The following is a 24,382-nucleotide window of genomic DNA, read 5'->3' on the forward strand; positions in this document are numbered from 1 at the left end:
CTGGAGGTGTCGGGAGTAGCAGCGAAGACGAGAGAACTGCAGTCGATCGCAGCAATCGGTCGAACGGATGCGGTGCCGGCAAGCATCCGCCGCGCTCCGCGCGGCGGTTCACGCGATCGACCGCGTTGCGGAGGTCGATCGCGCTTTTTTTTTGGTGTCCTTGCGAGCGTTGCGAGCAAGGGCTCACGAGAGCTTCGCTCTCGCGGTGGAGATTTTTGAAGGAGGGGTTCCCACAGCGCGCTTGGCGCGCGAGGAAACCCCTCCTTCAAAAAGGTCCTACATTGCGCCGCCCATGCCACCCATGCCGCCCATACCGCCCATGCCGCCGCCGGGACCGCCTTCGTCCTCTTCGCCTTCCGTCGAGAGGTCGCCGGCGGAGATGATGTCGTCGATCTTCAGCACGAGGTTCGCGGACTCGGTGGCAGCAGAGACTGCCTGCTGCTTGGCGTGGGCCGGCTCCGCGACGCCGGCGTCGAACGTGTCGACGACGTCGCCGGAGAAGACGTTCAGGCCGGCGCGGACGTCGCCGTCGTCGTGGGCCGCCCGGAGGTCGACGAGCGTGTCGATCGGGTCGAGCCCGGAGTTCTCTGCGAGCACGCGCGGGACGAGTTCGAGGCTATCGGCGAACGCCTCGACGGCGAGCTGCTCGCGACCGGAGACGGAGTCGGCGTAGTCGCGCAGGCGTCGGGCGACCTCGACCTCGGTCGCGCCACCGCCGGCGAGCACGCGCCCGTCGGAGACGGTCTGGGCGACGACCTCGAGAGCGTCGGAGACGCCGCGCTCGAGCTCGTCGACGACGTGATCCGTGGAGCCACGCAGCAGGAGCGTGACGCCGTGGGAGTCACCGCTGCCGGTGACGTGGAAGGCCTCGTCCTGCTCGTCGCGGACGACGTCGCCGTGGCCGAGGGAGTCAGCAGTGGCGTCGTCGAGGTCCGAGACGATGGAGGCGCCGAGCACCTCGCGCAGGAACTCCATGTCGGACTTCTTCACGCGGCGGACCGCGAGGATGCCCTTCTTGGCGAGGTAGTGCTGGGCGAGGTCGTCGATCCCCTTCTGACAGAGCACGACGTCCGCGCCGGTGTCGGCGATCTGGTCGACCATCTCCTTGAGCTGCTCCTCCTCGCGGTCGAGGAACTGCTGGAGCTTGTCGGGGTCGGAGACGTTGACGGAGGTGTCGACGTCGGTCTCCTCGACCTCGAGTGCGGAGTCGAGCAGGAGGACGTTCGCGTCCTCGACGGCCGTCGGCATGTTGTCGTGGACGGGGTCCTTGTCGACGATGGCGCCCTCCAGAAGCGCGGACTCGTCGGCGGCCGCGCCGGTCTGGGTCTCGGTCTTGAGGAACTCGAGGTCGACGACGTTCTCGCCGTCGTCGGTCTCGACGGTGACGGCCCGGACGGCCTGGACGATGAGGTTCGCGAGGTGCTCCTTGTTGAGCTCGGCGCCCTTGCCGGTCATCGAGGTCTCGGCGACGGAGCGCAGGAGCTCCTCGTCGTCGGGATCGACTTCCTGTGCGACGTCGTCGATCTCCTCGCGGGCGCGCTCGCTGGCGAGGTGGAACCCTTTGATGATCGCCGTCGGGTGGATGTCCTGCTCGAGGAGGTCCTCCGCGGACTGGAGGAGCTCACCGGCGATTGCGACGGCGGTCGTCGTGCCGTCGCCGGCCTCGTCCTCCTGAGTCTCGGCGACCTCGACGATCATCTCGGCGGTGGGGTTGTCGATGTCCATCTCCTGCAGGATGGTGACGCCGTCGTTGGTGACGGTGACGTCGCCCATCGAGGAGACGAGCATCTTGTCCATCCCCTTCGGCCCGAGTGTGGAACGAACGGCCTCCGCGACGCCCTGGGCCGCGGAGATGTTGTAGTTCTGCGCGTCCTCGTCCTTGACGCGCTGGGAGTCCTCCGACATCACGATCATCGGCTGTCCCTGTTGCATTCGCTGACTCATAGACAGGCGAAAGTGAGGTAGTGCTTCTATATAAATGTGACGAACGTCGCCGGCTCGGGAGCCAACGACGATCGTCACTACGCCGCGTTCAATCGCATGCAAGGAGCGGTGTGCTTCCGGTATCGGGTTCGTGGTGAGGACTCACACGGTCACGGATCCGTCCCCCTCCGGAACAGGTTTAAATAGGATACTTCCGGCAGCAGCGGTGGTTCGTGGAACGGGCGATGCCGTGTTGCAGGGACGAAGTCGATCGCTGACGGTGAGATTGGGACTCCGATCGGGAGGACCCTCAGCTCGGGATCGGGTCGACCAGCCCAGGACTGTCGTTGCCCGGATCGTTGACCGCCGTCGAGACGCGGTAGGCCCGGAGGTCCGGATCCTCGAAGGGCGCCAGGAGGTTGGCTCGGTCCGTCGCGTCGTCGGCGCCGAGCCAGTCCCGCTCGCGTGCACGCGGGAAGATCACGGGCATTCGGTCGTGGACGTCGGCGACCGGTCCAGCCGCGTCGGTGGTGAGGATCGCGACGGTCTCGCGAACCTCCGTCCGCGGCTCGGGTTCGTCGGCACCTCCGCCACCGGTCTCGGCCCCGTCCTCCGACACGGTGGCGAAGTCGTCGAGTCCGGTCTGCTGGACCGGTCCCTCCCAGCGCTCCCAGATGCCGGCCATCGCGAACAGCCGATCGTCCTCGAACGCGATGCGGTAGGGCTGGCGACTCCCTCGCTCACCCGACCACTCGTAGAAGCCGTCGGCGGGGATCAGACACCGCCGTTTGCGGACCGCGCTGCGAAACGAGGGCTTGTCCTCGATCGTCTCGGCGCGGGCGTTGATGAAGCCGTAGTCGCTGGGATCGTCCGCCCAGCTCGGCAGGAGCCCCCAGGTGCGAAACTGGACCGCGTCGGGGTCGTCGTTCGCGACGACGGGGATTCGCTGGCTCGGCGCCACGTTGTACCGGGGCGCGTACTCCGCGGGGACGCTGACCGAGAAGCGCTCGGCGAGGTCGTCCGCGTCGGCGAAGATCGTGAAGCGACCACACATACGCAGGGGTTCGGTTCGCGCGTGGAAAAATCCGCCGTGAGGGGCTGGTAGCGACCTGGAAATCGGGCGCGTGGAGCTGGTACGGCAATCACCGCAGCAGCGCACCTGGAAGCCCCTCCCGCTCGCCTCTGCCAGAACTCTTTTGCGCGCGCTCGGTGATCAAAAATTCATGGCATCGCGTACGATCGGGGTCCAGAGCGTCGTGTTCGGGGACCGATCGCTCTCGACCGTGCTGGAGGAGCTGGGGGAGGCAGACGTCGACGTGCTGGAGCTGTGGGGTGAGCACCTCTCGCCACACGATCACGCGGCGACCGTCGCGGCCAGCGTCGCCGCGCTGAAAGCGACGATGATCGACGTCAGGGGCTACGGCGTCGTCGACATCGAGGAGCCCGAGGAAGCCAGAGATCACTTCGCCTTCGCCGATCGGATCGACGCCGAGTACGTGACGGTGAACTACCCGCCGATGCGCGACGACGTGACCGCGGAGCTGCTGGGCCTCGCCGACGAGTTCGAGATCGACGTGGCGATTCACAACTACTCCTCGGTCCACCACGACGACACCTCGCAGGTCTTCTCCTCGCTCGCGGAGGTCCAGGACGCGCTGGAGCGCAACCAGCACCAGCGCCTCGGGGCCTGCGTCGACACCGGCCACTTCCTCGTCGAAGACGTCGATCCCGCCGAGGTGATCGAGCGGCTCGGCGACCGGATCGTCACGGTCCACCTGAAAGACACCAGCGCGACGGCGATCGAGGACGTGCCCGGCGCCGGCGAGCTCGAACTGGCTGCGGTGCTCGGCCTGCTCGACGAGCACGCCGACCCCGACGTGCCGCTGATCGTCGAGTACGAGCTGGATCCGGAGGAGGCGGTCGCAGATCTGCAGGCGGCGGTGGCGAACGTCCGCGAGGCGGCCAGCCAGTAGTCCCCAGGGGGACGGCCGGGTCGATTCGCGACGGAGTTCGACCCTGCAATCACCACGAGAGTTTTAATCCCGCGCGACCCACCAACGACCGTACCGTGACCACCCTGGTTGTCTGCCTCGATCGGGTGGACGACGTGGGAGCCACTACGGGAATCGAGACCCCCGTCGCGGGCTGGGAGGCCGTCCAGGCCCTCGTGACGGACGTGGGACTCGCGGATCCCGAGGACGCCAGCGTGAACTCGATTCTGGAGGCGCTGCGAATCACCCGCGACCTGCGTGACGACGGCGAGGACGCGGTCGTCGCGGTCGTCTCGGGAACGCCCGAATCGATGGTCACTGCGGATCGCACGGTCGCCAGACAGCTCGACGAGCTCGTCGGCGAGTACGACCCCGACTCCGCGATCGTCGTCACCGACAGCGCGGAGGACGAGCGGCTCGTGCCACTCGTCGAGAGCCGCGTTCCCGTCGACTCCGTCGATCGCGTGGTCGTCCGGCAGGCCAGGGACCTCGAATCGACCTACTACCTCATGAAGCAGTTCCTCGCCGACGAGGAGCTGCGCCAGACCACGCTCGTCCCGCTCGGGACCGCCCTGCTGGTGTTTCCGGTGCTGGCGTTGTTCGCCGGCCCGGCGGTCGCCGCAGCGACGATCGCGACGGTGATCGGTCTCTTCCTCCTCTACAAGGGGCTGGGCATCGACGCGCTGCTCGGGCGGGCGACCCGACAGGCCCAGGACGCGCTGTACTCCGGGCAGGTCTCCGTCGTCACCTACGTCGTCGCCGGCGGACTCACGCTCGTGGGCGTGTTCGCCGGCGCGCTCGGGATCTCCGGACAGACCGAGGCGGAGGGGTTCCTCGTGCCCACGATGGAGTTCTGTTTCGCCGCCGTCCCGTGGATCACCATGGCGGCGCTGACGGCATCGACCGGGCGCCTGCTCGACGAGGTGCTGCGGGACGACGGCATCCGAACGTCCTACGTCAATCTGCCGTTCGTCGCCGTCGCGGTCGGGCTGGTCGTCCGCGGGTTCTCGAGTTACTTCCTCGAAGAGGCTGGCGCGCTGTCCTCGATGGAGATCCCCCGGCTTGAGCTCGGCGTTGTGACGGTCGAGCCGTTCGCCCTCGGCTCCGGCCAGCGCCTCGCCGCGTTCGTCGTCGCCGGCGTGCTCGTGAGTCTCGTCGGCGTCTGGGTCGCGACGTACGTCGGCGGAAGCGACGGGCTCGGCGTGGAGCTCGATCCGACGGAGCTCGACGCCGCCGATCTGGAGGCCGGAGACGGTGACACTGGGGCCGAGCACGACGGCGACGCCGAGGGCGAGACGAGCTAATTTCACCATCGGACGCCACTCCTGTAGATCGATTCAACCGATAGAATGAGGTGAGTGCCTCATGAATCGACAGCCATGTTCCGGAAGGTGCTGGTCGCGAACCGTGGCGAGATCGCGGTTCGGGTGATGCGGGCCTGCGAAGAGCTGAACGTCTCTACAGTTGCAATCTACAGCGAGGCGGACAAGGCGTCCGGCCACGTGCGCTACGCCGACGAAGCGTACAACGTCGGCCCGGCGACGGCGAGCGAGTCCTATCTCGACCACGACGCCGTGATCGAGGCCGCACGCAAGGCCGACGCCGACGCGATCCACCCCGGCTACGGGTTCCTCGCTGAGAACGCCACGTTCGCCAGGAAGGTCGAGGAGGCCGACGGGCTCACGTGGGTCGGTCCCAGCGGCGACGCGATGGAATCGCTCGGCGAGAAGACCAAGGCCCGAACGATCATGGACGACGCCGACGTCCCGATCGTGCCGGGGACGAAAGATCCGGTCACCGAAGTCGACGAGGTGCTCGCGTTCGGCGAGGAGCACGGCTATCCGATCGCGATCAAGGCCGAAGGCGGCGGTGGTGGGATGGGGATGCAGATCGTCGAGAACGAGGACGAGGCCGAGGAACAGCTCAAAACGGCCAAGCGCGAGGGCGAGGCGTACTTCGACAACGACTCGGTGTATCTCGAACGCTACCTCGAGAACCCCCGGCACGTCGAGATCCAAATCCTCGCCGATGAACACGGCAACGTCCGCCACCTCGGCGAGCGGGACTGCTCCCTGCAGCGCCGTCACCAGAAGGTCATCGAGGAAGGTCCCTCGCCCGCGCTCTCCGACGAGCTCCGCGAACAGATCGGTGAGGCCGCGCGGCGGGGCGTCGACGCCGCCGACTACACCAACGCCGGCACCGTCGAGTTCCTCGTCGAGGAGGACACCGACCGCGACCCCGACGAGCTGCTCGGCCCCGACACGAACTTCTACTTCCTCGAGGTCAACACGCGGATCCAGGTCGAGCACACCGTCACCGAGGAGCTCACCGGCATCGACATCGTAAAGTGGCAGCTCAGGGTCGCCGACGGCCAGGAGATCACCTTCGAGCAAGACGGCGTCGAGCTCACCGGCCACGCGATGGAGTTCCGCATCAACGCCGAGAACGCTGCCAACGAGTTCCAGCCCGTCGGCGGTGGCCACCTCTCGACGTACGATCCGCCGGGCGGCATCGGCGTCCGGATGGACGACGCGCTTCGGCAGGGCGACGACCTCGCCGGCGATTACGACTCGATGATCGCAAAGCTGATCGTCCACGGGTCGGACCGCGACGAGTGTATCACCCGCTCGCTGCGGGCACTCCGCGAGTACGAGATCGAGGGGATCACGACGATCATCCCCTTCCACCGCCTGATGATGGCCGACGAGGCGTTCATCGACGGGAAACACACGACGAAGTATCTCGACGAGGAGCTCGATCACGCCCGCATCGAGGAGGCCCAGCGCCAGTGGGGCCCCGAGGAGGACGCCGGCGGCGACGGGAGCGACGAGGAGACCGTCACCCGGGAGTTCACCGTCGAAGTCAACGGCAAGCGCTTCGAGGTCAACCTCGAAGAGGAGGGTGCACCGCCGATCGCCGCGAACGCGGAGGCCGGGGGCGGTGCCGAGCGGCCCGACCACGTCGGCGGTGACGACGGCGGCAGTAGCTCCGTCGGCGAGGGCGAAAGCATCGCCGCTGAGATGCAGGGGACGATCCTGGAGGTCAACGTCGCCGAGGGCGATGAAGTCGCGTCCGGCGACGTCGTCTGCGTGCTCGAGGCGATGAAGATGGAAAACGACGTGGTCGCCGATCAGGGCGGCACCGTCAGCGAGGTTCGGATCGCGGAGGGCGACAGCGTCGACATGGGCGACGTGCTCATCGTCCTGGAGTGACGGGCCACCTGCGGCACGAGCGGCTCCGTCCTGTAGCGTCTCAGCCCTCGAAGGGCGACTCCGGCGGTGCGGCAGCGACGATCCGACAGTCGAGCCGCCGACCGCTCCGGTCGAACGCGGCGACGTCCTCGCGCGTCCACGGGGGGACCGCGACGAGCACGACCTCGTGGAGGTCGTCGGCTTTCGAGACCGATAGCTCGCCGAGTGGATGAGAGACGAATCGGCCCTGGGCCTGGCCGTGGGGCACGGAGACGTCGACGCCGAACACCGCGTCCACCGACCGGCCGGTCGAGGGGAAGTACAGATCGGTGAACACCGGCGTCTGCGGATCGAGGTCACCGGCTGCGGTGACGGCCCCGGGCGACTGACCGTCGTTCCCGTTGGGCGCAGGCGGCTCGACGTCGTCGAGATCGCCGGCCTCGGAGACGAGCAAGAGCGTCGACACCGCGTCGGGATCGCGATCCTCGGCGATCGCCAGGAGCGCGTCGAGCAGGCCGCCGGTGACGTAGCAGGTTTCGATCATGGGAAGGTGGTGGACTGCAGGCGGTCGGCCACGGAGCGTGCCCTCAGAACGGGAGCGCCGACCGAAGTGCGTTCGCGTACAGTCGCGGCGCCCGCCGGCGCGATCCGGCGAGGGCGTCCTCGAGCGCGCCGGCACCGTCCGCCAGCACGGGCTCACCGTGGCCGACCAGCACGCGCTCGGGATCGAGATCGCCGAGCGCGTCCTGTGGCGGGAACAGCCTGAGCGCCGGATGGACGCCGAGTCGCTCGCCGGCGACGCGGAAGAACGCGGCGGTGCCGACGGCCTCGGGCACGACGAGCGTTCGATCCGCGTCCCGGAACAGCGCGACCTCGTGCCAGAAGAACCGGTCCACGACCGGAATCGGTCGAAACCCGGTGTCCCCGAGCTCGTCGCCGAGGATCGTCGTTGGCGCCGAGAGCTCCTCGCGGACGTCGGCGAACTGCTCTGGGACGTGGACGGCGACGTCGTGCCGTGCAGCGATCCTGGCTGCGTCTCGCTTGTGCCGGTCGAGCAACAGGACGACGCCCGCGACCGTGCCTCGCTCGGCGAGCCAGTCGTCGAGATCGGCGGCGTCTACGGGATCGACGAGCCAGAGGGCGTCCTCGGCAGCTTCGCTGGACGACTCGTCGCTCTCGGCGTCACCGGTCCCGCCCGACCCATCGTCTCCCCCACCGTGCTCGACGAGCACGTGGCTCGCCCGGGCCATCGCCTCGTCGGGGTAGGCGACCCACGTAGCGCCGCCGTCGAAGGAGCCGACTTCCGCGAGCGTCGTCGCGCCGTCACCTTTCATACCGGTACGTAGTGCGCCTCGCGGGATAAATGGCGGCGGGCGACGGGCCCAGGATCTGCGGCCGGTCGACGCCAGTGATCGGTGGCCGTCGAAGCGCGCCAGAATCGGTCCGGCGGGATCAGTTCGAGGGGATCGGATCGGCAGTTTCGGTGGGTGGCAGCCGTTGGGCGCGTCGGTTCGACCGCAGCCGTTGGGCGCGTCGGTTCGACCGCAGCAGTTCGACGGCGTCGGTTCGGCGTGCCAGCGAGTGGCACGTCCGCTCCGTCGAAATCGGTCATTCGTCCGGGGAGCGGGCCGATTCCCGCCGGTCGATCGATCGGTCGGCGTCCGCTGGTGACCGGTACGTAAGCCTAAAGAGTCGAACGGTCGTGTATTCGGCTAACATGACTACGTACGCGATGCGGTCGAGGTGGTTCGGTGGGGGTTGAAATCAAGGAGCGCCGCGTCTCCGAAGAGGAGTTCGCGGCCATGGAGGAGTTCGTCTTCGAGTATCTCGCCGCCAGCGTCGAGCGCGAGGAGGAAGGCGGCCGGATGCGCTGGTACCCCTGGCACTCCGCCGAGTACCGGTACAACCACATCCGGAACGTCGTCGACCTGGCCGCCGAGATCGCGAAGAAGGAAGGCGCCGACGTCGACGTCACCCGCGTCGCCGCGCTGTTTCACGACGTGGCGAAGCTCGACGCCGAGCAGGACGTCCACGCGGAGGAGGGCGCCCGCGTCGCTCGCCAGTATCTCGAAACTCACTGCGACTACCCCGAGTCCTTCCTCGACGAGGTCTGTCGATCGATCGAGGACCACTCCTACCAGGGGCCCCTGGAGGACCTCTCGCTGGAAACCCGCTGCCTGATCGAGGCCGACCTGCTGGACAAGGTCGGCGCCAACGGCACGGTCCTGATGATGCTGCGGATGGGCTACGAAGCCCGGACGCACATGGACGCGCCCGAGATGGTCGAGCGCGTACTCGAACGCGGCCACGAGGCCGAGGACCGCATCCGCAGCGACGCCGCGGAGACCATCGCTCACCGGCGGCTGAAGCGGGTCCGGTGGCTCCGCGAGTGGCTCACGGACGAGCTCGCGAACGTCGAGGCGCGGCCGGTCGACGGCGATTCCGGGGAGTTCGAGCCGTAGAAGCAGCGACGACCGCCGTCAGTTTTCCCTCGATCCCTCACCGGGGCTGGCTCACCAGGTCAGCCCTTCGTAGACCAGCCCGTCGACTGCCAGGTTCTCGGGGTCGATCGCCCGCCGTCCGTCGACGACGATCGGACTCGCCATCGCGGCGAACGCGCCTGAATCGAGCGCCGAGAACTCGTCCCAGCCGGTGACGACGACCGCGGCGTCGGCGCCGTCAAGCGCCGCCTCCGCAGTGTCGGCCGTCGTCAGCTCCGGGAACTGCTCGCGCATGTTCGCCTCGGCGACCGGGTCGTACGCGACGACGGTCGCACCGCGGGCCTCCAGCCCCTCGATCACCGGGATCGCGCGGGAGTTCCGCACGTCGTCGGTGCCGGGCTTGAAGGAGAGTCCGAGCACCGCGACCGTTTGCCCCTGGACATCGGCGTGGTTGTCCAGCAGCTCGAGGAGGCGCTCCGGCTGTCGGTCGTTGAGCTCCACCGCGGCCTGGAGGACGGCGGGCTCGTACCCCTCCTCTTTCGCCGCGGCGATGATCGCCTCCACGTCCTTGGGAAAACAGCTGCCACCCCAGCCGACGCCCGAGCGCAGGAACCGCTCGCCGATGCGGTCGTCGAGGCCGATCGCGTCGGCGATCTCGTAGGCGTCGACGTCGAACTCCTTGGCGACGTTGCCGAGGTCGTTGATCAGGCTGACCTTCGCCGCGAGGAAGGCGTTGTTCGCGTACTTGATGAACTCGGCCTCGGTGAGGCCCGTCTCGACGATCGGCGGATCCTCTGCCTCGATCAGCGGTGCGAACACCTCGTGGAGCGCTTCGAGCGCGCGATCCTCGTCCCTGTGGACCCCGGCGTCGTGCCCGTCCGTGCCGAAGACGAGCTTGTCGGGGGCGAGAAAGTCGGCGACTGCGGTTCCCTCCCGCTGGAACTCGGGGTTCATCCCGACGCTGACGCGGTCGCCAGCGTGGGCCTGCACCAGCGGCGCGAGGACGTCCTCCGTCGTCCCGGGGACGACGGTGGATTTCACGATCACGACGTGCTCGTCGACGTCGGCGAGGGCCTCGCCGAGCCGCTCGGCGGCGGCCTCGATGATGCTCGTGTCGATCGAGCCGTCGTCGCGAGAGGGCGTCGGGAGCGCGAGGAAGGTCACGTCCGTCTCCGGGATTTCGTCGTAGTCCGTGGTCGCCCGGAGACGGTCGCCGCCGTGCTCGGCGACGCGCTCGTCCAGCCCGGGTTCGTGGATCGGCGCCTCGCCCGCGTTGATCGACTCGACGATCGACTCGTCGACGTCCACCGCCGTGACGTCGTGGCCCCACTCTGCGAACACCGCGGCGATCGTCGAGCCGACGTAGCCGCTACCGACGACGCTGACGTTCATTACAGGGAAGAAGTCGGGGTGTGCCAATGAGCGTTTGGGAACAGCGCAAGCAGCAGGTGCAGTGCAGGGGGGTTCCACGACCGCTTTGCCCTCGAAAGCCCTCGCCCTTCCAGTCCCCAGGTGGGCGGCTGATCGGGCAAGCTAGTACGTCCCGGGCTTTCCCGATCGGCGGGCGCTGTTGGTCCTCAGGCGTCGATGCCGTCCTCGCGCAGTCGCTCCCGTACGGCCTCCCGATCGACGGTCCCGGAAGCGGTCCGGGGCAGCGCGTCTGCGAAGGCGATCGTCTTCGGCCGTTTGTAGTCCGCGAGCCGGTCGTCGGAGTGAGCACGTAGCGCGCCGACTCCGAGTTCGTCGTCGGTGGGCACCAGGAGCGCGGCGACCCGCTCGCCCCACTCGGGGTCGTCGAGCCCGACGACGGCCGCGGCGTCGATCGCCGGGTGGGATTCGAGCGCCTCGACCACCGCCGCGGGGTGGACGAGCTCGCCGCCGGTCGAGATCGCGGCGTCGGCACGGCCGAGCACCCAGAGCCGACCCGTCTCATCGCGGCGGCCGAGGTCGCCGGTGTGGTAGCCCAGTTCAGAGCGACTCGCAGCCGTGGCTTCCTCGTTGCCGTAGTAGCCCGGGGAGACCGTCGGGCCGTCGACGACGATCTCGCCGGACTCCCCGGCCGGAAGGGGATTTTCAGGCGGTCCGTCGCCGTCGTCGCCGACGATCCGGACTGTCGTCGGGAACAGCGGCCGCCCGACGGTCCCCTCGTACTCGCGTGCTTCGTGGGGCAGCGCGGTCGCGACCTGCGAGGCGGTTTCAGTGAGGCCGTAGGTGGGACATAGCGGGACCTCGTGGTGGGCACAGCGCTCGACGAGATCGGTCGGCGTGGCCGCGCCGCCGGCGAGGACGAATCGGAGCTCCGAGAGCGGATCGAGGTCGGAGGCACCGCGATCGGGATCCGACTCGGCGGCGTCGAGGAGCCGGGTGAGCATCGTCGGTACGACGGAGAGGCAGGTCGCCCCGTGCTCCGCGATCGCAGCGAGCGCGTCCTCGGCGTCGAACTCGCGCTGGAGGACTGCGGTCGTACCGTAGAGCGTCGAGCGGTAGATCGGCGCGAACCCGCCCATGTGGTAGATCGCGAGCGGGACGAACCACCGGTCGGCGGGGTCCGTCCCCAGCCGGAACGCCGACGCGATCGCGCTCGATCGGAGGTTCCCGGCCGTCAGCTCCACGGCCTTGGGCTCGCCCGTGGTCCCGGAGGTGAACAGGAGAAGTCGCGTGTCGTCGGGGTCGGGAATCGGCGCCTCGAAGCTCGAAGATGCCTGCTCGTCGAGCCGGAGCGGCACCTCGGCGGCCGCGTCGGCGCCGTCGAGCGTCGCGATCGTCGTCGGGGGATCCCGCGGTGCGTCCTTCGCCGCGGCGATCCCGAGCCCCTCGCTTGCGCCCTCACAGATCAGCACCTCGACGTCCGCGGTGTCGAGCTGTGGGCCGAGGTCGCCGGCGGTGAGCCGGGTGTTCAGCGGCACGGGCACGGCACCGAGCCGGAGCGCACCGAAGATCGTCCGGACCGCGGGGACGCCGGTCTCGGCGAGGAGGCCGACGTGATCGTCAGCGTCGACGCCGAGCGCGGCGAGTTTGCCCGCGGTCCGATCGACGGCGTCGTCGAGCCGGCCGTAGGTCCAGCTCGTGCCGTCGGTGGCACGGACGAGCGCGACCTGCTCGGCGCTGACGGCGGCGCGTTCGGCGACGGGATCGCTGTCCTGCGGGATCCGCATTGGCGGTGTCGTGGAGCGGCCGGCACAAGAGCGGTCCGATCTGTGTGGCGCCGTGGCGCGCCCGCCAGCACGGAGAGCCCCGTTCCGGACGGACGTGCGATGGCGACCGCTGCCGCGCGGCGAAACCGGCCGAACGTCTTCCCCTCGGTGTGTCCTCCCACGCCAGTGTAGTAACTACTATACGGCCGCCAACAAAGACCAGCATGGGAAAATGAGCCAGTCGTACGATCGGGGGCTGATCGAGGATTTCGGCCGCTGGCGGGAGTTCTCCGCCGGCATGTGGGCCTGGATCCTCCACAAGTTCACCGGCTGGGTCCTCATTGGCTACCTGTTCATGCACATCGCCGTGCTCAGTACGGCGATCGACGCAGCCAGTGGGGATCCGGCGACCTATACGGACACGATCCAGGGGCTGGAGAGTCTCCTGGTGGTCCGCGTTCTCGAGATCGGGCTATTGGCGACCGCCGTGTTCCACATTCTCAACGGCGTTCGCCTGCTGATGGTCGATCTCGGCGTCGGACTCGAGGCACAGGACAAGAGCTTCTACGCGTCGCTGATCGTCACGGGGGCGATCGTCGTGGCGAGCGTGCCGACGTTCCTCGGCGGGGGTGTCGTGTAGATGGCTGAACGCTACTCCTCCTTCCAGCCCCACGGCACGACGTGGCTGCTCCAGCGGATCACCGCGGCGCTACTGGTCGTGTTGCTGGCCTTCCACTTCTTCCAGCTGCACTTCCTCAACCACGCCTACGAGGTGACCTTCGCCGGCACGCAGGCACGGATGGAGGATCCGGCGTACTTCGCGACGATGGTCCTGTTCCTCGTGGCCGCGGCGTTCCACGGGCTCAACGGGATCTACAACGCGCTGGTGAACCAGGGAATCGAGGGAACGCGCAAGACCGTCGCCAAGTACGGCCTGACCCTGGCGGGGATCGTCCTCGTCGCCCAGGGGATCCGGGTCGCGATGGCGATGGCAGGGGTGACGATCGCATGAGCACTGAACACGACGAATCGACGGCAGAGACGACGACGGACGCCGACGAGGCGCCGGCACAGACGCCCGGTGACCGCCGACGGGCCGAGAAGAACGCCCGGATGGAGGTCACGGAGCGAGAGCGAGCCGAGGCCGCCGCGGCCGCCGACGAGACGGTCCAGCTCAAGGTCTTCCGGTTCGATCCGGAGGTTCCAGAGAAGGAAGAGCCACGCTTCGACGACTTCCACATTCCCTACGTTCAGGGGATGACCGTCCTCGACGCGCTGATCTACGCGCGCGACGAGTTCGACTCCTCGCTCACCTTCCGGCACTCCTGCCGACAGGCCGTCTGTGGCTCGGACGCCCTGTTCATCAACGGGAGTCAGCGGCTGGCCTGCAAGACGCAGCTTTCGGCCCTCGACGCGCCGGTTCGCGTCGAGCCCCTCCCCCACCAGGACGTCGTCAAGGACCTCGTGGTGGACATGGAGCACTTCTACGATCAGATGGAGGCCGTCGAGCCCTACATGCAGAGCGAGGAGTTCCCGGAGGGCGACCTGGAGGAGCAGCGCCAGTCCCCCGAGAACCGCGAGAAGATCAAGATGGCCACGCGCTGCATCTGGTGTGGCGCGTGCATGTCCTCCTGTAACATCGCCGCCGGGGACAACGAGTATCTCGGCCCCGCGGCGATCAACAAGGCCTACCGCTTCGCGATGGACGAGCGCGAAGAGGAGGATCTCAAGGAGCACCGCCTCCGGATCATGGAGCAGGAACACGGCGTCTGGCGCTGCCAGACCCAGTTCTCCTGCACCGAGGTCTGCCCGAAGGACATCCCGCTGACCGAGCACATCCAGGAACTCAAGCGGGAGGCGGTGAAGTCGAACCTGAAGTTCTGGTGACCGTGCCGATCACAACTCACAATCCATGACGATTCACGAACACGACGTGATCGTGGTCGGGGCCGGCGGCGCCGGTCTCCGGGCTGCGATCGCAGCACACGAGGAGGGCGCCGACGTCGCGATGGTGTCGAAGCTCCACCCCGTCCGCAGCCACACCGGCGCGGCGGAGGGTGGGATCAACGCCGCGCTCCGGGAGGGCGACGACTGGGAGCTCCACGCCTACGACACGATGAAGGGGTCGGACTACCTCGGGGACGCCGCCGCCGTCGAGACGCTCGCCCAGGACGCGCCACAGGAGGTCATCGACTTAGAGCACTGGGGGATGCCGTTCTCCCGAGAAGAGGACGGCACGGTCTCTCAGCGGCCATTCGGCGGACTCTCCTTCGCCCGGACGACCTACGCCGGCGCGGAGACCGGCCACCACATGCTCCACACGATGTACGAGCAGGTGGTCAAGCGGGGCATCCAGGTCTACGACGAGTGGTACGTCACCCGGCTCGCGACGACGGATCACGACGACCCCGCGGATCGGGAGTGCACCGGCGTCGTAGGGTACGAGCTACGGACCGGGGAGGTCGCCGGATTCCGCGCCCGAAACGGCGTGGTGCTGGCGACCGGCGGCCCGGGCCAGGCCTTCGATCACACCACCAACGCCGTCTCCTGTACCGGCGACGGACAGGCGATGGCCTACCGCGCTGGCGTGCCCCTGGAGGACATGGAGTTCGTCCAGTTCCACCCGACGACGCTCCCCTCGACGGGGGTCCTCATCTCCGAGGGCGTTCGCGGCGAGGGCGGCATCCTCTACAACGCCGAGGGCGAGCGGTTCATGTTCGAACACGGCTACGCCAACAACGAGGGCGAGCTCGCCTCACGCGACGTCGTCTCCCGCGCGGAGCTCACGGAGGTCAACGAGGGCCGCGGCGTCGAGGACGAGTACGTCTACCTCGACATGCGCCACCTCGGCGAGGAGCGTATCTCCGACCGGCTCGAGAACATCGTCCACCTCGCGGAGGACTTCGAGGGCGTCAACGCCTACGAGGAGCCGATGCCGGTCAAGCCCGGCCAGCACTACGAGATGGGCGGCATCGAGACCAACGAGAACGGCGCGACCCTGATCGACGGACTGTACGCGGCAGGGGAGTGTGCCTGCGCCTCCGTCCACGGCGCGAACCGTCTCGGCGGCAACGCACTGCCCGAACTGCTCGTCTTCGGCGCTCGTGCGGGTCGCCACGCCGCGAAGTCCGATCGCGCGGACGCGAAGCTCGAGACCGGCCGGACCGACGAGGCCGAGCCCGAGGAAGACCTCGACGCACCCGTCGAGCCCGGAGCGGTCGACGCAACGAGCGGTGATACGGCTGCAGACGGCGGCGCGGTCGCGTCTGGCGACGTGCTCGACGGTGCGGTCGCCCAGGAGCGCCAGCGCGTCGAGACGTTCCTCGAGCGCGAGGACGGCGTCAACCACGCCGACATCCGCGCCGAGGTCCAGCGGACGATGACCGAGAACGTCAACGTGTTCCGGGAGAAGGAGGGCATCAAGCAGGCGCTCCGGGACATCCGCGAGGCGCGCAAGCGCTACCAGGACGTGGCGGTGTCGGACCCGAGCCGCACCTACAACACCGACCTCATCCACACGATCGAGACACGGAACCTCATCGACGTCGCCGAGACGATCGCGCTGGGCGCGCTCGCCCGGACGGAGTTCCGCGGCGCACATTGGCGCGCCGAGCACCAGGAGCGCAAGGACGACGAGTGGCTCAAGCACACGCTCGTCAGCTGGGAGGGCGGCCGGCCGGACCTCTGGTACAAGCCCGTCGACCTCGAGGGGCAGAACAAGGTCTACGAGCCCAAGGAGCGGAGTTACTGAGCGCGTCGCGTTTTTCTCCCACGAATTCTCCGCGTTCACCCGCGCCGATCAGCTCAGCCCGAGCCGCGCGAGCAGGTCGATCCCAACGTCGGCCCACTCGACGAGCCTGTACCCCAGATAGATTCCGACGATCCCCAGCAGCCCCGGCAGCTCCGGCGGTGCGGGAATCGGCACCTGGACGAACGCGAAAATCGAACCGGTGAGCACACCGATCAGCAGTGCCAGCGCGACGAGCAGGATGTCCATGTTGGATCCCCGTCCGCCGCCGGCAAAAGCGATGGGCCGGGTACCGCGAACGCTGCCTCGGCCCCGCCGACACAGCGAGATCGTGATTGGAGGCGCCCCGATCTGTTCGACAAGCCACCAGGGTGGGGCATCGAAAGGGGCCGACCGGTCGTCGTGCGTAACGAAGGTGAGCCGAGTCTCGGCGAGGCGAACCTCGACAGACGAGCGAAGCGAGTCTGTCGGTGTAAGCACCGCAACGAGCGACCATAGGGAGCGAGTGAGGAGCGCAGCGAGTTACGCACGACGAGCGGGAGGGGGCTTTCGGAGATCGCTGTAGTACACACGACTCCTCCACCGACACGTTCGTCCCCTCGACCCCACGCACTTTTGTAGCGCCCCCGACCACCCACCACCAATGACCCTGGATCGGGTCCACTTCGAGGGGATCACGGGCCACGCCCGGCGGATCGAGCGCGGCATCGACGAGCGCGAGCACCAGCGCTTCGCCGAGCAGGTCTGGCGCGAGTTCCTCGACCCGCTCCGGGACGACGACGGCAACGCGGTCCTGCGACCGATCGACGACGAAGACCAGCAGCTCCACGAGATCGCGTTCGACGCCGCGGCGCTCCGGGAGCCGCCCTTCGAAACCGTCCACGGACTCGACTCGGGCACCATCAACCCGACGACCTACAAGAACGGCCTCGTCCTCGACGTCGCCCACGCCGCGATGGCCGCGGAGCCATCCGATCTCGATCTCCACCGCAAACGATCCCTGATCACGACGGTCCACTCCGGCGATCTCGCGAGCGTGCAGGAGTTCGAGGAGCGCCTGGACGAAGGGTACACGCACAATCGGCTCCTTCGTGCGCCCCAGGTTCCGCGCTTCGAGGAGAGCGTGGTCCACGAGCTGTCCCTCTACCTTGCGGAGAGCTCTCACGCGCTCGAACACTTCGACGAAGTCGAGGGGCTGCTCGTTCTCGACGGGCCGATCTACCCGAAAGGGATGCTCAACTGGGCCGATCGCGCCCCGGAGCTCCGGGACCTCCTCTACGACGAGCCCGAGCCCCGCGACGTGATCGAGAACTACATCCGGCTCGTCGAGCAGGCGGTCGAGCGTGACGTCCCGCTGCTCGGGTTCGTCAAGAATCCCGCGACGAAGGCGATCACGCGGACGCTGCGGGATCGCGGCCAGCAGGCGCCGTGGGCCGACGACACCGCGCTGTTCACGCGGTTGCTCGAACGCGGCGAGTTCGTCGAAACCGTCGACGAGCGCGGCGAGACACGCCGGGAGTGGGAGCGGGACACGGAGGGCCTGACCTACACCTCGTGGTTCCGCTCGCGGGGCGGCGCGGACCGGCTGCTCGTCGGCGAGGGCGATGCGGGATCGCCCGCCGGCAGCGGGGAAACCGCAACGGGTCCGTTCGGCATCGATCGGGAGCTCGATCCCGAAGCCTACGAGGTGACCTTCTTCGCGCTGTACGATCCCCGGGACGACCTGCTCTACCGGATCGAAGCGCCGCTCGCGCTCACGAAGGACGAGGCCTGCCGACAGGCGCTCACCGACTACGTCGTCCGCGAGGTCGCGACCGAACGCGGGCCACCGCGACCCGTCGCGAAGGCCGACTCGCTCGCCCGGATCGGCCAGCGCAGCACGAACGACCTCCGGAACGCGCTCGCGGAGGCATTCGGCACCGATCGACAACGCGACTACGACGACCGGCGCTGGGGCGACCTGGGCTGAGTCGTCGGCCGAGCCCGTATCGCTACTCCCCCCGGTCAGGGTGCAGCCCAACCATTGCTGTCGTCGCCATTTTCGCTATCTGTGCCACTGGGTCCACTGCTTCCACCGCCACCACCGCTCATCGCTCGTCCTCTGGCGTACTTCGCGAGCACGTCGGCCTCGAAGTGCAACAGGTCGCCGGGGGCTTTGCGATCGAGTGTCGTCACGGAGCGGGTCTGGGGGACGACGGCGACCGCGAACGTGCCGGCCCGTCGATCCACGTCGGCGACGGTGAGACTCGCACCGTCCAGCGCGACCGCGCCTTTCTCGACGACGAGGTCGGCGTACTCCGGCGGGATCGCCAGCTCGTAGCGCCAACCCTCGCCGTCCCGGGTGACCCGAAGCAACTCGGTGACGGTGTCGACGGTTCCCTTCACGACGTGGCCGTGAAATCGCCCGTCCGCGGGCAGCGGCCGTTCGAGGTTGACCGCCTCGCCGGGGGATCGATCTGCGAGATAGGTGCGGGAGACGGTCTCGGCGCTGAGATCCGCGTCGAACCAGTCCTCGCCGACCGCGGTCGCGGTCAGGCACACGCCGTCGACGGCGACGCTGTCGTCGGGGTCGATCCCGTCCAGCTCCGTCTCGATACGCACGCTCGCGTCGCCATCCTGGTGTCGGTCCACCGTCCGCAGCCGTCCGGTCGTCTCGACGATTCCGGTGTACATGCACTCGGACACGCGAGATCGGATACTAAATTCGTTATGGGTTGCAAAAATGTGGGTAGAGTGGAAGTGGTCGGACGACGGATCCGGCGACAGAGGGCATCGAGGCCGAACGACCTCAGGAATCCTGCTCCGCGGGCGCTCCGTCCTCCGCCGCCGCGATCTCCGCGTTCTCGACGACCTCCAGCTCGACGTCTTCGGGGTCCACGCCGACGCGGGAGAACTGCGTGCGGACGTGTTCGCGAGCGGCGGCGACCGCCTGGTCGCGGGTGTCGAACCCGCGTGGCATCGGTGACTCGAAGGCGACGTGGACCTCCCGGCCGTCGATCTCCTGGACCGACCCGCCGCTCTCGACTTCGTAGAACTCGTCGCAAACCCAGACGTACGCGGCGTCGTCCTCCGGCGCGCCTTTGAAACTCGGCGCGCGCTCGCCCCGCTCGAAGACGGTGCCGGTCAGCTCGGTCCCGCCGGCCCGTCCCCGCACCAGCAACATACAATCGGTAGCCCGCGACCGTGGAAAAGGTCGTCGTGTTAGCGATCGTGATTGGCGGTGGCCACCCGAGGATCGCCGGATCAGTAGCGGGAACCCTCTTTGCAATCGCCTGCCAAACAGTACCATGCTCGTCCACGAACTGATGAGTGCGCCCGTCGTGACTGTGGACGCCGAGGCGACCCTGCAGGACGCCGTCGGGCGGTTGCTCGCCCACGACGTGGGCAGCGTGGTGCTCGTCGAACGGGGCGATGCATCGATCGGCGACGCGAACGGCAGTGGCAGCGAGAGCGACGCCGGTGTCGCCACGCCGGCGGGGATTCTCACCGCGAGCGACGTGCTCCAGACCACGTACGACCGCGAGACCTCCTTCGCGGAGATTCCGGCCCGCGACGCGGCGTCGAGCCCGCTCGTCACCGTGGCGCCGGACCGGACCGTCGGCCACGCGGTGAATCGGATGGCCGAGGAGGACGTGCGCCACCTGCCGGTCGTGGACGAGTTCGACGTCGTCGGCATCGTCACGATTACCGACGTCGCCACGGCCTACGACGAGGTTCGCGACGAGGCGATCGATCTCGTGGGCGAACGGGCGGCGTGGGAGACCGAGGAGTGAACGAGTGGCGCTGCCGTCGCCGTCGATCCGGGCGCCGACGCCACGGTCGAGGCCGCGAGGAGCAACGCAGTCGCTGGCGAGGGGATCGGACAACCGATCCGGCGGTCCGCCAGGTGTCTATCTGGCGCTGCTACTCCTCTTCGTCGTCCTCCACTTCGTCGATGAACTCGTGGGCGTCCTCCAGGATCTCGCGTGGGCCGTCCTGGGTGATCGTGTTGATCGCCTGATCGTAGTCCCGCCACTGGTGGTCGCGGTGCTCGTGGGAGAGCTCGGCGGACGCCTCGAAGGACTTCGCCACGAACAGGTGGACGGTCTTGTGGATCGTGTTGCCGTTGGCCTCGAACACGTAGTCGTACTCGTCGCGGAAGCCGTCGAGGAGCCGGAAGTCTGCGATACCAGCTTCCTCCTCGACCTCGCGGATCGCGGTCTGCTGGAGTTCCTCCTCGCCCTCGACGCCGCCCTTGGGGAACTCCCAGTCCCCCGGGCGGCTCTTGAGGAGCAGGTACTCCCGCCGGCCCCGGGTATCCCGGTAGAGGATGGCGCCGGCGCTCGTCGCTTCGACTGGCATTTGACGGCTATTGGCAGCCGTGTGGTAAAGGAATATCGGAGCCGTCGCCCCGTTCACCGACGAAAGCGGGGCCGCCGATCCGACAACCGTCGTGCAGCCGCCCGGACGACCGGTCAGAAGTTCCCCTCGGTCACCCAGAGACTGACAGCAGCCGCAGCCGCACAGAACAGCGTGGCGAGCGCGACCGTGACGATCCGACCGACGCCCGTCGTGTCGGTCGTGAACCACGCGAGGACGGCCACGACGGTGACGATGACGGCGATCCCGGTAAGCTCGACGTCGGAGAAGTGATCGCGTGGATCCATCGTGTAGCCGAATTCGGTGCGCGGAGCCCTTCAAACCGTCCCATTTCCACGGGACGGCTCGAACCCACCCGCCGGAGAGTGGCGGATCCGCCCGGCCGGACGACGCAGGGGACCGGCCGCTCAAGTCCCCGCGGCCGCTTCTTGCTCGGCGTCGGCGGCCGCGGACTTCGAGATCGCCAGCGAGAAGGCGACCACGAGCACGCCCAGGACGGCCACGTAGCCGTACATCGCCTGGACGCCGACGACGTCGACAAGTACGCCGGTCACCAGCTCCCCGACCGCACGGCCCGCACTCACGCCACCGACCATCAGCAGGCTCTGGGCCGTCGATTTCAGCGCCGACGGCGACAGCGAGTGCGCGAGGTTCACCGACGCGAGGTTGAACAGGGCGTAGCCGAGCCCGAGCAGCACCTGCGAGGCGACGACGACCGCGAGGGCGCCGGTCGTCGCCAACAGCGCGTACGTGCCGAGGTAGAACACGCCCGCGGTCGCCATCAGCCAGCGGTAGGAGCCGGCCCCGCGACGCGCAACGTAGACGAACGCGACGGCCTCCGCGAGCGTCTTGATCAGCCAGGCGAACCCCGTGATGGAGTCCGGCTGGTCGATCGCGCGGACGTACACGGAGAAGAAGGCCGCGCTTGCCGGCGTCATCACGCCGAGGAAGAAGGCAGCACCGAGCAAGAGTACGAACTGCCGGTCGAGCAGTCGACGCACCGACGCCACGTCGAGGTCCTCGCCGAGCGCGTCCGTGTCGCCCATCGGGAGCCGCGTGAGCAGGAGGACGAGGAGCACCATCCCGACGCTGTAGGCGTAGAACACCGCCTCGGTGGCGGTGACGCCGATGAGGAAGCCAAAGCCCAGCCCGGCGATCCCGAAAGCGATCGAGCCGTAGGCGCGCACGCCCTCGTAGGACATCCCCGAGGAGAGCACCAGTGCGTTGGAGATCGGGACGGCCGGCGCGCGGAACAGCGCGAAGATCACCGTCGCGACGACGACGGCGAGAAACGTAGCGCCCACCATCGGTGCGAGCGGGTAGAGCAACGCCGCCGCCCCCGCAACGATCGCGGAGACGTAGAGGATCGGCTTGCTCGCACCCTTCCAGTCGGCGATCAGCCCCCAGATCGGCTGGGCGATCATGCCACATAGCGGGAACAGGAAGCCGATCAGCCCCATCTGCGTCCCGGAGAGGCCGATCTCATCGAGGAACACGTTCCGGAACATCACGTAGCCGCTGAAGGAAGCAAACAGCAGGAAGTAGAACAGCTTGAACCCGCGTTCTTCGCTCAGCATCGGCGGACCCCCACCGGATGCGCGACCGTCGGCGGGTCGGCGGCCGGTCCCGCGGCTGGCAGCGACCCCCGACTCGACCCCTGCACCGTCGGCGTCATCGACTCGCTCGAACTGGGACGCCTGCCTCGCTTGAGTATTCCGACCGCGGCGGGGCTACCCGCTTTCGCCGCAGCCGCCGGGGAAGCGCCGATGCGGGAGCGGAGCGACGGAGCCGCGAAGCGAAGGACGTCCGAAACGGGCGACCCGTCGAAACGAAAGGCACAATTGCCGTCCCGAGGAATCCCCGACCATGAGCGAAGACGACGCCGAGGAAGCGGAAGAAGCGGAGGAGCCCGCCGTCGAACTCGGCGAGGAGACGCCCGTCGAGGGCGCACCGCTCGCCCAGGTAACCGCCCGACTGCACTTCCCGCTCCAGAAGAGCGAGATCCAGCGCCGGGAAGGCGGCTCGACGATCCGGACGCCCTCGGGTCCCCGGACGATCACCGACGTGCTCGCGGACGTCGAGACGACCTACTTCGCGACCGACGACGAGTTCCGGAGCGAGATCGAGGACGTGATCGGTACCGGGCCCGTCCCGACGGAGTAGCCCGTGTCCACGGCCGCCGGCGACCGACTCGCCATCCTCCGACGCCGGCTGGGCGCGACGAGCTGGTATCAACGATCGGTCGTGCTGGGCGGGCTGTGCACGATCGTCTGGATGAACGTCCCGTGGACGTCACTGCACGGACGACTGCTCCGGGACGGCCTCCTCTTCTTTGCAGTCCCGATGGCGTTCGCGCTCGCGCACGAGCGCCGGCTGGGCTGGCGGGTCGATCGCCGCGCCGTGAAGGACGCGCTCCTCCTCTCGGCGTTCGTCGCACCGTTCTACGTCGTCGGCTCGACGCTCCCCGGCGTCCGCGAGTTCTATCCGATGTGGGGCCTGGAGAGCAGCGCGCCGGTCCCGTTTCTGATCCACGCCAGCAAGCAGTTCCTGCTCGTGCTCGCCGGCGAGACGTTCTTCCGCGGCCTGTTCTGTGTCGGCCTCCGCGACCGCGGGCCCTGGGTGGCCTTCATCTCGCCCGTGATCTACGCGCTCCTCCACGCGAACAAGCCGCCGATCGAGCTCCTGCTCTCTGGGCCGACCGACGTGTTGTTCGGACTCTCGGACTACCACGCGAACTCGCTGTTGCCCTCGGTCTGTGCCCACGGGCTCGGACTCGTGCTGCTCGACTGGCTGGTGCTCCACGATCCGCTGCTCGATCCGGAGACGACGGCGGGCTGGTTCGAGTGGCTGCCGATCGTGGTGTAGTCAGAGCCAGTTCCGGCTGACGTAGAGCGCCCGGTCGATACGAGACTGTGGAACGGTGACAGAGATCGTGTCGACGATCGCCACGACAGTCGAACTCGGAAGATGGTCCGACTCGAGAAAGAGGAGCGGCAGTCGGTCGTCGGGTGCGAACTCCCGGAGGAAATCGTCGTCGTTAGTGAGCAGCACTCGGTCGGTTTCGATCGCGTGTGCCGCGATCGTTTCGTCTCGGACGCCCTTCTGCAGTGACTCGTGATCGTCGACGTGTTCGACATCGTGGCCTTCGGCTCGGAGCCCATCAACGACCTGACGGTCGATATTCTCGTCGGCGAGGATCCGATACCTCACACGTCGTCGGGACCGGTGATCGCGTCGTCTCGATTGGCCTCGACCGTCGCTTCACGACGCTCCTCGACGCGGTGCATTTCGTCGGGGTGGTCGTGATAGTACGCGAGCGCATGATAGATGTCCGCGAGATCGACGTCGTACCTGTCGGCGAACTCCCGCGGCTCGAGATCCCCCTGCTCGACCCGTTCATAGACCAGCCGTACGGTGAGCCGACTGTCGGCGATGTGGGGCTCGTCGTGGACGTCGGAGTCCGTGGCGGCGACGATCCGGCGGGACGCCTGTGCCATCGTGGACGGAGGTTGGGTCCCGGTCGTATTTAGACCTGTGGCGACCGCTCACGCCTCGGCAGGCTGGCTGTGCAGTCGCTCACGAACGGAGGTGGTAG

26 protein-coding genes are annotated in these 24,382 nt (G+C 68.1%); 12 read left to right on the forward strand and 14 right to left on the reverse strand.

Annotation, left to right across the window (positions count from 1 at the left end):
* Window positions 1-276: 276 nt before the first annotated feature.
* A complete protein-coding gene (thsB, locus tag ACZ5KP_RS04875) occupies window positions 277-1,932 on the reverse strand; it encodes a thermosome subunit beta (protein WP_460921126.1) in 1,656 nt (551 codons plus the stop codon).
* 301 nt (window positions 1,933-2,233) lie between these two features.
* Window positions 2,234-2,977: an SOS response-associated peptidase gene (locus ACZ5KP_RS04880; protein WP_460920510.1), complete on the reverse strand. Its 744-nt coding sequence runs from the start codon at window positions 2,975-2,977 to the stop codon at window positions 2,234-2,236.
* A gap of 169 nt (window positions 2,978-3,146) precedes the next feature.
* On the opposite strand from ACZ5KP_RS04880, the gene ACZ5KP_RS04885 reads away from it, so the two are divergent.
* From ACZ5KP_RS04885 to ACZ5KP_RS04895, 3 genes are all read left to right on the forward strand, one after another.
* A complete protein-coding gene (locus ACZ5KP_RS04885) occupies window positions 3,147-3,896 on the forward strand; it encodes a sugar phosphate isomerase/epimerase family protein (protein WP_460920513.1) in 750 nt (249 codons plus the stop codon).
* A gap of 95 nt (window positions 3,897-3,991) precedes the next feature.
* Window positions 3,992-5,218, forward strand: coding sequence for a DUF373 family protein (locus ACZ5KP_RS04890; protein ID WP_460920516.1), 1,227 nt, complete (start codon window positions 3,992-3,994; stop codon window positions 5,216-5,218).
* A 75-nt stretch (window positions 5,219-5,293) separates the two neighbouring features.
* Complete coding sequence (locus ACZ5KP_RS04895; RefSeq protein WP_460920518.1) at window positions 5,294-7,126, forward strand: acetyl/propionyl/methylcrotonyl-CoA carboxylase subunit alpha; 1,833 nt, start codon at window positions 5,294-5,296, stop codon at window positions 7,124-7,126.
* Window positions 7,127-7,166: 40 nt separating this feature from the next.
* On the opposite strand, the gene ACZ5KP_RS04900 is transcribed toward ACZ5KP_RS04895, so the two are convergent.
* Complete coding sequence (locus ACZ5KP_RS04900; RefSeq protein ID WP_460920520.1) at window positions 7,167-7,649, reverse strand: hypothetical protein; 483 nt, start codon at window positions 7,647-7,649, stop codon at window positions 7,167-7,169.
* Between the two features lie 43 nt (window positions 7,650-7,692).
* Entirely contained in the window at window positions 7,693-8,439 is a 747-nt protein-coding gene (locus ACZ5KP_RS04905; RefSeq protein WP_460920522.1) for a hypothetical protein, read from the reverse strand.
* A gap of 417 nt (window positions 8,440-8,856) precedes the next feature.
* On the opposite strand from ACZ5KP_RS04905, the gene ACZ5KP_RS04910 reads away from it, so the two are divergent.
* Complete coding sequence (locus tag ACZ5KP_RS04910; protein ID WP_460920524.1) at window positions 8,857-9,567, forward strand: HD domain-containing protein; 711 nt, start codon at window positions 8,857-8,859, stop codon at window positions 9,565-9,567.
* A gap of 51 nt (window positions 9,568-9,618) precedes the next feature.
* Here the strand turns inward: ACZ5KP_RS04910 and aglM are convergent, their stop codons facing one another.
* A complete protein-coding gene (gene aglM / locus ACZ5KP_RS04915) occupies window positions 9,619-10,938 on the reverse strand; it encodes a UDP-glucose 6-dehydrogenase AglM (protein ID WP_460920526.1) in 1,320 nt (439 codons plus the stop codon).
* A gap of 185 nt (window positions 10,939-11,123) precedes the next feature.
* Entirely contained in the window at window positions 11,124-12,701 is a 1,578-nt protein-coding gene (locus ACZ5KP_RS04920) for a class I adenylate-forming enzyme family protein (protein ID WP_460920528.1), read from the reverse strand.
* 211 nt (window positions 12,702-12,912) lie between these two features.
* Between ACZ5KP_RS04920 and sdhC the strand changes: the two genes are divergently transcribed.
* Genes sdhC through ACZ5KP_RS04940 form a run of 4 tightly spaced genes read left to right on the forward strand, consistent with a single transcriptional unit; the run spans window position 12,913 to window position 16,431 of the window.
* Window positions 12,913-13,320, forward strand: a complete 408-nt coding sequence (gene sdhC / locus ACZ5KP_RS04925) for a succinate dehydrogenase, cytochrome b556 subunit (protein ID WP_460920530.1) — start codon at window positions 12,913-12,915, stop codon at window positions 13,318-13,320.
* On the forward strand, window positions 13,321-13,692 hold the full coding sequence (locus ACZ5KP_RS04930) for a succinate dehydrogenase hydrophobic membrane anchor subunit (RefSeq protein WP_460920532.1): 372 nt from the start codon (window positions 13,321-13,323) through the stop codon (window positions 13,690-13,692).
* Window positions 13,689-14,567, forward strand: a complete 879-nt coding sequence (locus ACZ5KP_RS04935; protein ID WP_460920534.1) for a succinate dehydrogenase/fumarate reductase iron-sulfur subunit — start codon at window positions 13,689-13,691, stop codon at window positions 14,565-14,567. Before ACZ5KP_RS04930 ends, ACZ5KP_RS04935 begins: the two co-directional genes overlap by 4 nt.
* A 31-nt stretch (window positions 14,568-14,598) precedes the next feature.
* Window positions 14,599-16,431 (forward strand): FAD-binding protein, encoded by a 1,833-nt coding sequence (locus ACZ5KP_RS04940; RefSeq protein ID WP_460921128.1) that lies wholly within the window; start codon window positions 14,599-14,601, stop codon window positions 16,429-16,431.
* Window positions 16,432-16,479: 48 nt separating this feature from the next.
* On the opposite strand, the gene ACZ5KP_RS04945 is transcribed toward ACZ5KP_RS04940, so the two are convergent.
* Window positions 16,480-16,677 (reverse strand): XapX domain-containing protein, encoded by a 198-nt coding sequence (locus tag ACZ5KP_RS04945; RefSeq protein ID WP_460920536.1) that lies wholly within the window; start codon window positions 16,675-16,677, stop codon window positions 16,480-16,482.
* Between the two features lie 394 nt (window positions 16,678-17,071).
* Here ACZ5KP_RS04945 and ACZ5KP_RS04950 point away from each other — a divergent pair, with 394 nt between their 5' ends.
* Window positions 17,072-18,397 carry a DNA double-strand break repair nuclease NurA gene (locus ACZ5KP_RS04950; protein ID WP_460920538.1) on the forward strand — a complete coding sequence of 442 codons (1,326 nt, stop codon included), beginning with the start codon at window positions 17,072-17,074 and terminating at the stop codon, window positions 18,395-18,397.
* A gap of 35 nt (window positions 18,398-18,432) precedes the next feature.
* Here the strand turns inward: ACZ5KP_RS04950 and ACZ5KP_RS04955 are convergent, their stop codons facing one another.
* Window positions 18,433-19,101 (reverse strand): riboflavin synthase, encoded by a 669-nt coding sequence (locus ACZ5KP_RS04955; protein WP_460920540.1) that lies wholly within the window; start codon window positions 19,099-19,101, stop codon window positions 18,433-18,435.
* 115 nt (window positions 19,102-19,216) lie between these two features.
* Window positions 19,217-19,591, reverse strand: coding sequence for a DUF7113 family protein (locus ACZ5KP_RS04960; protein WP_460920542.1), 375 nt, complete (start codon window positions 19,589-19,591; stop codon window positions 19,217-19,219).
* Between the two features lie 124 nt (window positions 19,592-19,715).
* On the opposite strand from ACZ5KP_RS04960, the gene ACZ5KP_RS04965 reads away from it, so the two are divergent.
* Entirely contained in the window at window positions 19,716-20,201 is a 486-nt protein-coding gene (locus ACZ5KP_RS04965; RefSeq protein WP_460920544.1) for a CBS domain-containing protein, read from the forward strand.
* Between the two features lie 130 nt (window positions 20,202-20,331).
* Here ACZ5KP_RS04965 and ACZ5KP_RS04970 read toward each other — a convergent pair whose 3' ends face one another.
* The 3 genes from ACZ5KP_RS04970 to ACZ5KP_RS04980 all read right to left on the reverse strand — a co-directional run bounded on the left by ACZ5KP_RS04970 (window position 20,332) and on the right by ACZ5KP_RS04980 (window position 22,364).
* Window positions 20,332-20,769 carry a bis(5'-nucleosyl)-tetraphosphatase gene (locus ACZ5KP_RS04970; RefSeq protein WP_460920546.1) on the reverse strand — a complete coding sequence of 146 codons (438 nt, stop codon included), beginning with the start codon at window positions 20,767-20,769 and terminating at the stop codon, window positions 20,332-20,334.
* Between the two features lie 113 nt (window positions 20,770-20,882).
* Window positions 20,883-21,074, reverse strand: a complete 192-nt coding sequence (locus tag ACZ5KP_RS04975) for a hypothetical protein (RefSeq protein WP_460920548.1) — start codon at window positions 21,072-21,074, stop codon at window positions 20,883-20,885.
* Between the two features lie 120 nt (window positions 21,075-21,194).
* Window positions 21,195-22,364: an MFS transporter gene (locus ACZ5KP_RS04980; RefSeq protein ID WP_460920550.1), complete on the reverse strand. Its 1,170-nt coding sequence runs from the start codon at window positions 22,362-22,364 to the stop codon at window positions 21,195-21,197.
* A 289-nt stretch (window positions 22,365-22,653) separates the two neighbouring features.
* Between ACZ5KP_RS04980 and ACZ5KP_RS04985 the strand changes: the two genes are divergently transcribed.
* Both ACZ5KP_RS04985 and ACZ5KP_RS04990 read left to right on the forward strand, forming a co-directional pair.
* Window positions 22,654-22,950 (forward strand): DUF5789 family protein, encoded by a 297-nt coding sequence (locus tag ACZ5KP_RS04985; protein ID WP_460920552.1) that lies wholly within the window; start codon window positions 22,654-22,656, stop codon window positions 22,948-22,950.
* A 3-nt stretch (window positions 22,951-22,953) separates the two neighbouring features.
* On the forward strand, window positions 22,954-23,652 hold the full coding sequence (locus ACZ5KP_RS04990; RefSeq protein ID WP_460920554.1) for a CPBP family intramembrane glutamic endopeptidase: 699 nt from the start codon (window positions 22,954-22,956) through the stop codon (window positions 23,650-23,652).
* Here ACZ5KP_RS04990 and ACZ5KP_RS04995 read toward each other — a convergent pair whose 3' ends face one another.
* The gene (locus tag ACZ5KP_RS04995) at window positions 23,653-23,997 is read right to left on the reverse strand and encodes a DUF5615 family PIN-like protein (protein WP_460920556.1); all 345 of its coding nucleotides are present in this window, start codon (window positions 23,995-23,997) and stop codon (window positions 23,653-23,655) included.
* Entirely contained in the window at window positions 23,994-24,284 is a 291-nt protein-coding gene (locus ACZ5KP_RS05000) for a DUF433 domain-containing protein (RefSeq protein ID WP_460920558.1), read from the reverse strand. Before ACZ5KP_RS05000 ends, ACZ5KP_RS04995 begins: the two co-directional genes overlap by 4 nt.
* Window positions 24,285-24,382 lie beyond the last annotated feature (98 nt).

It is taken from the genome of Salinarchaeum chitinilyticum (assembly GCF_055390775.1).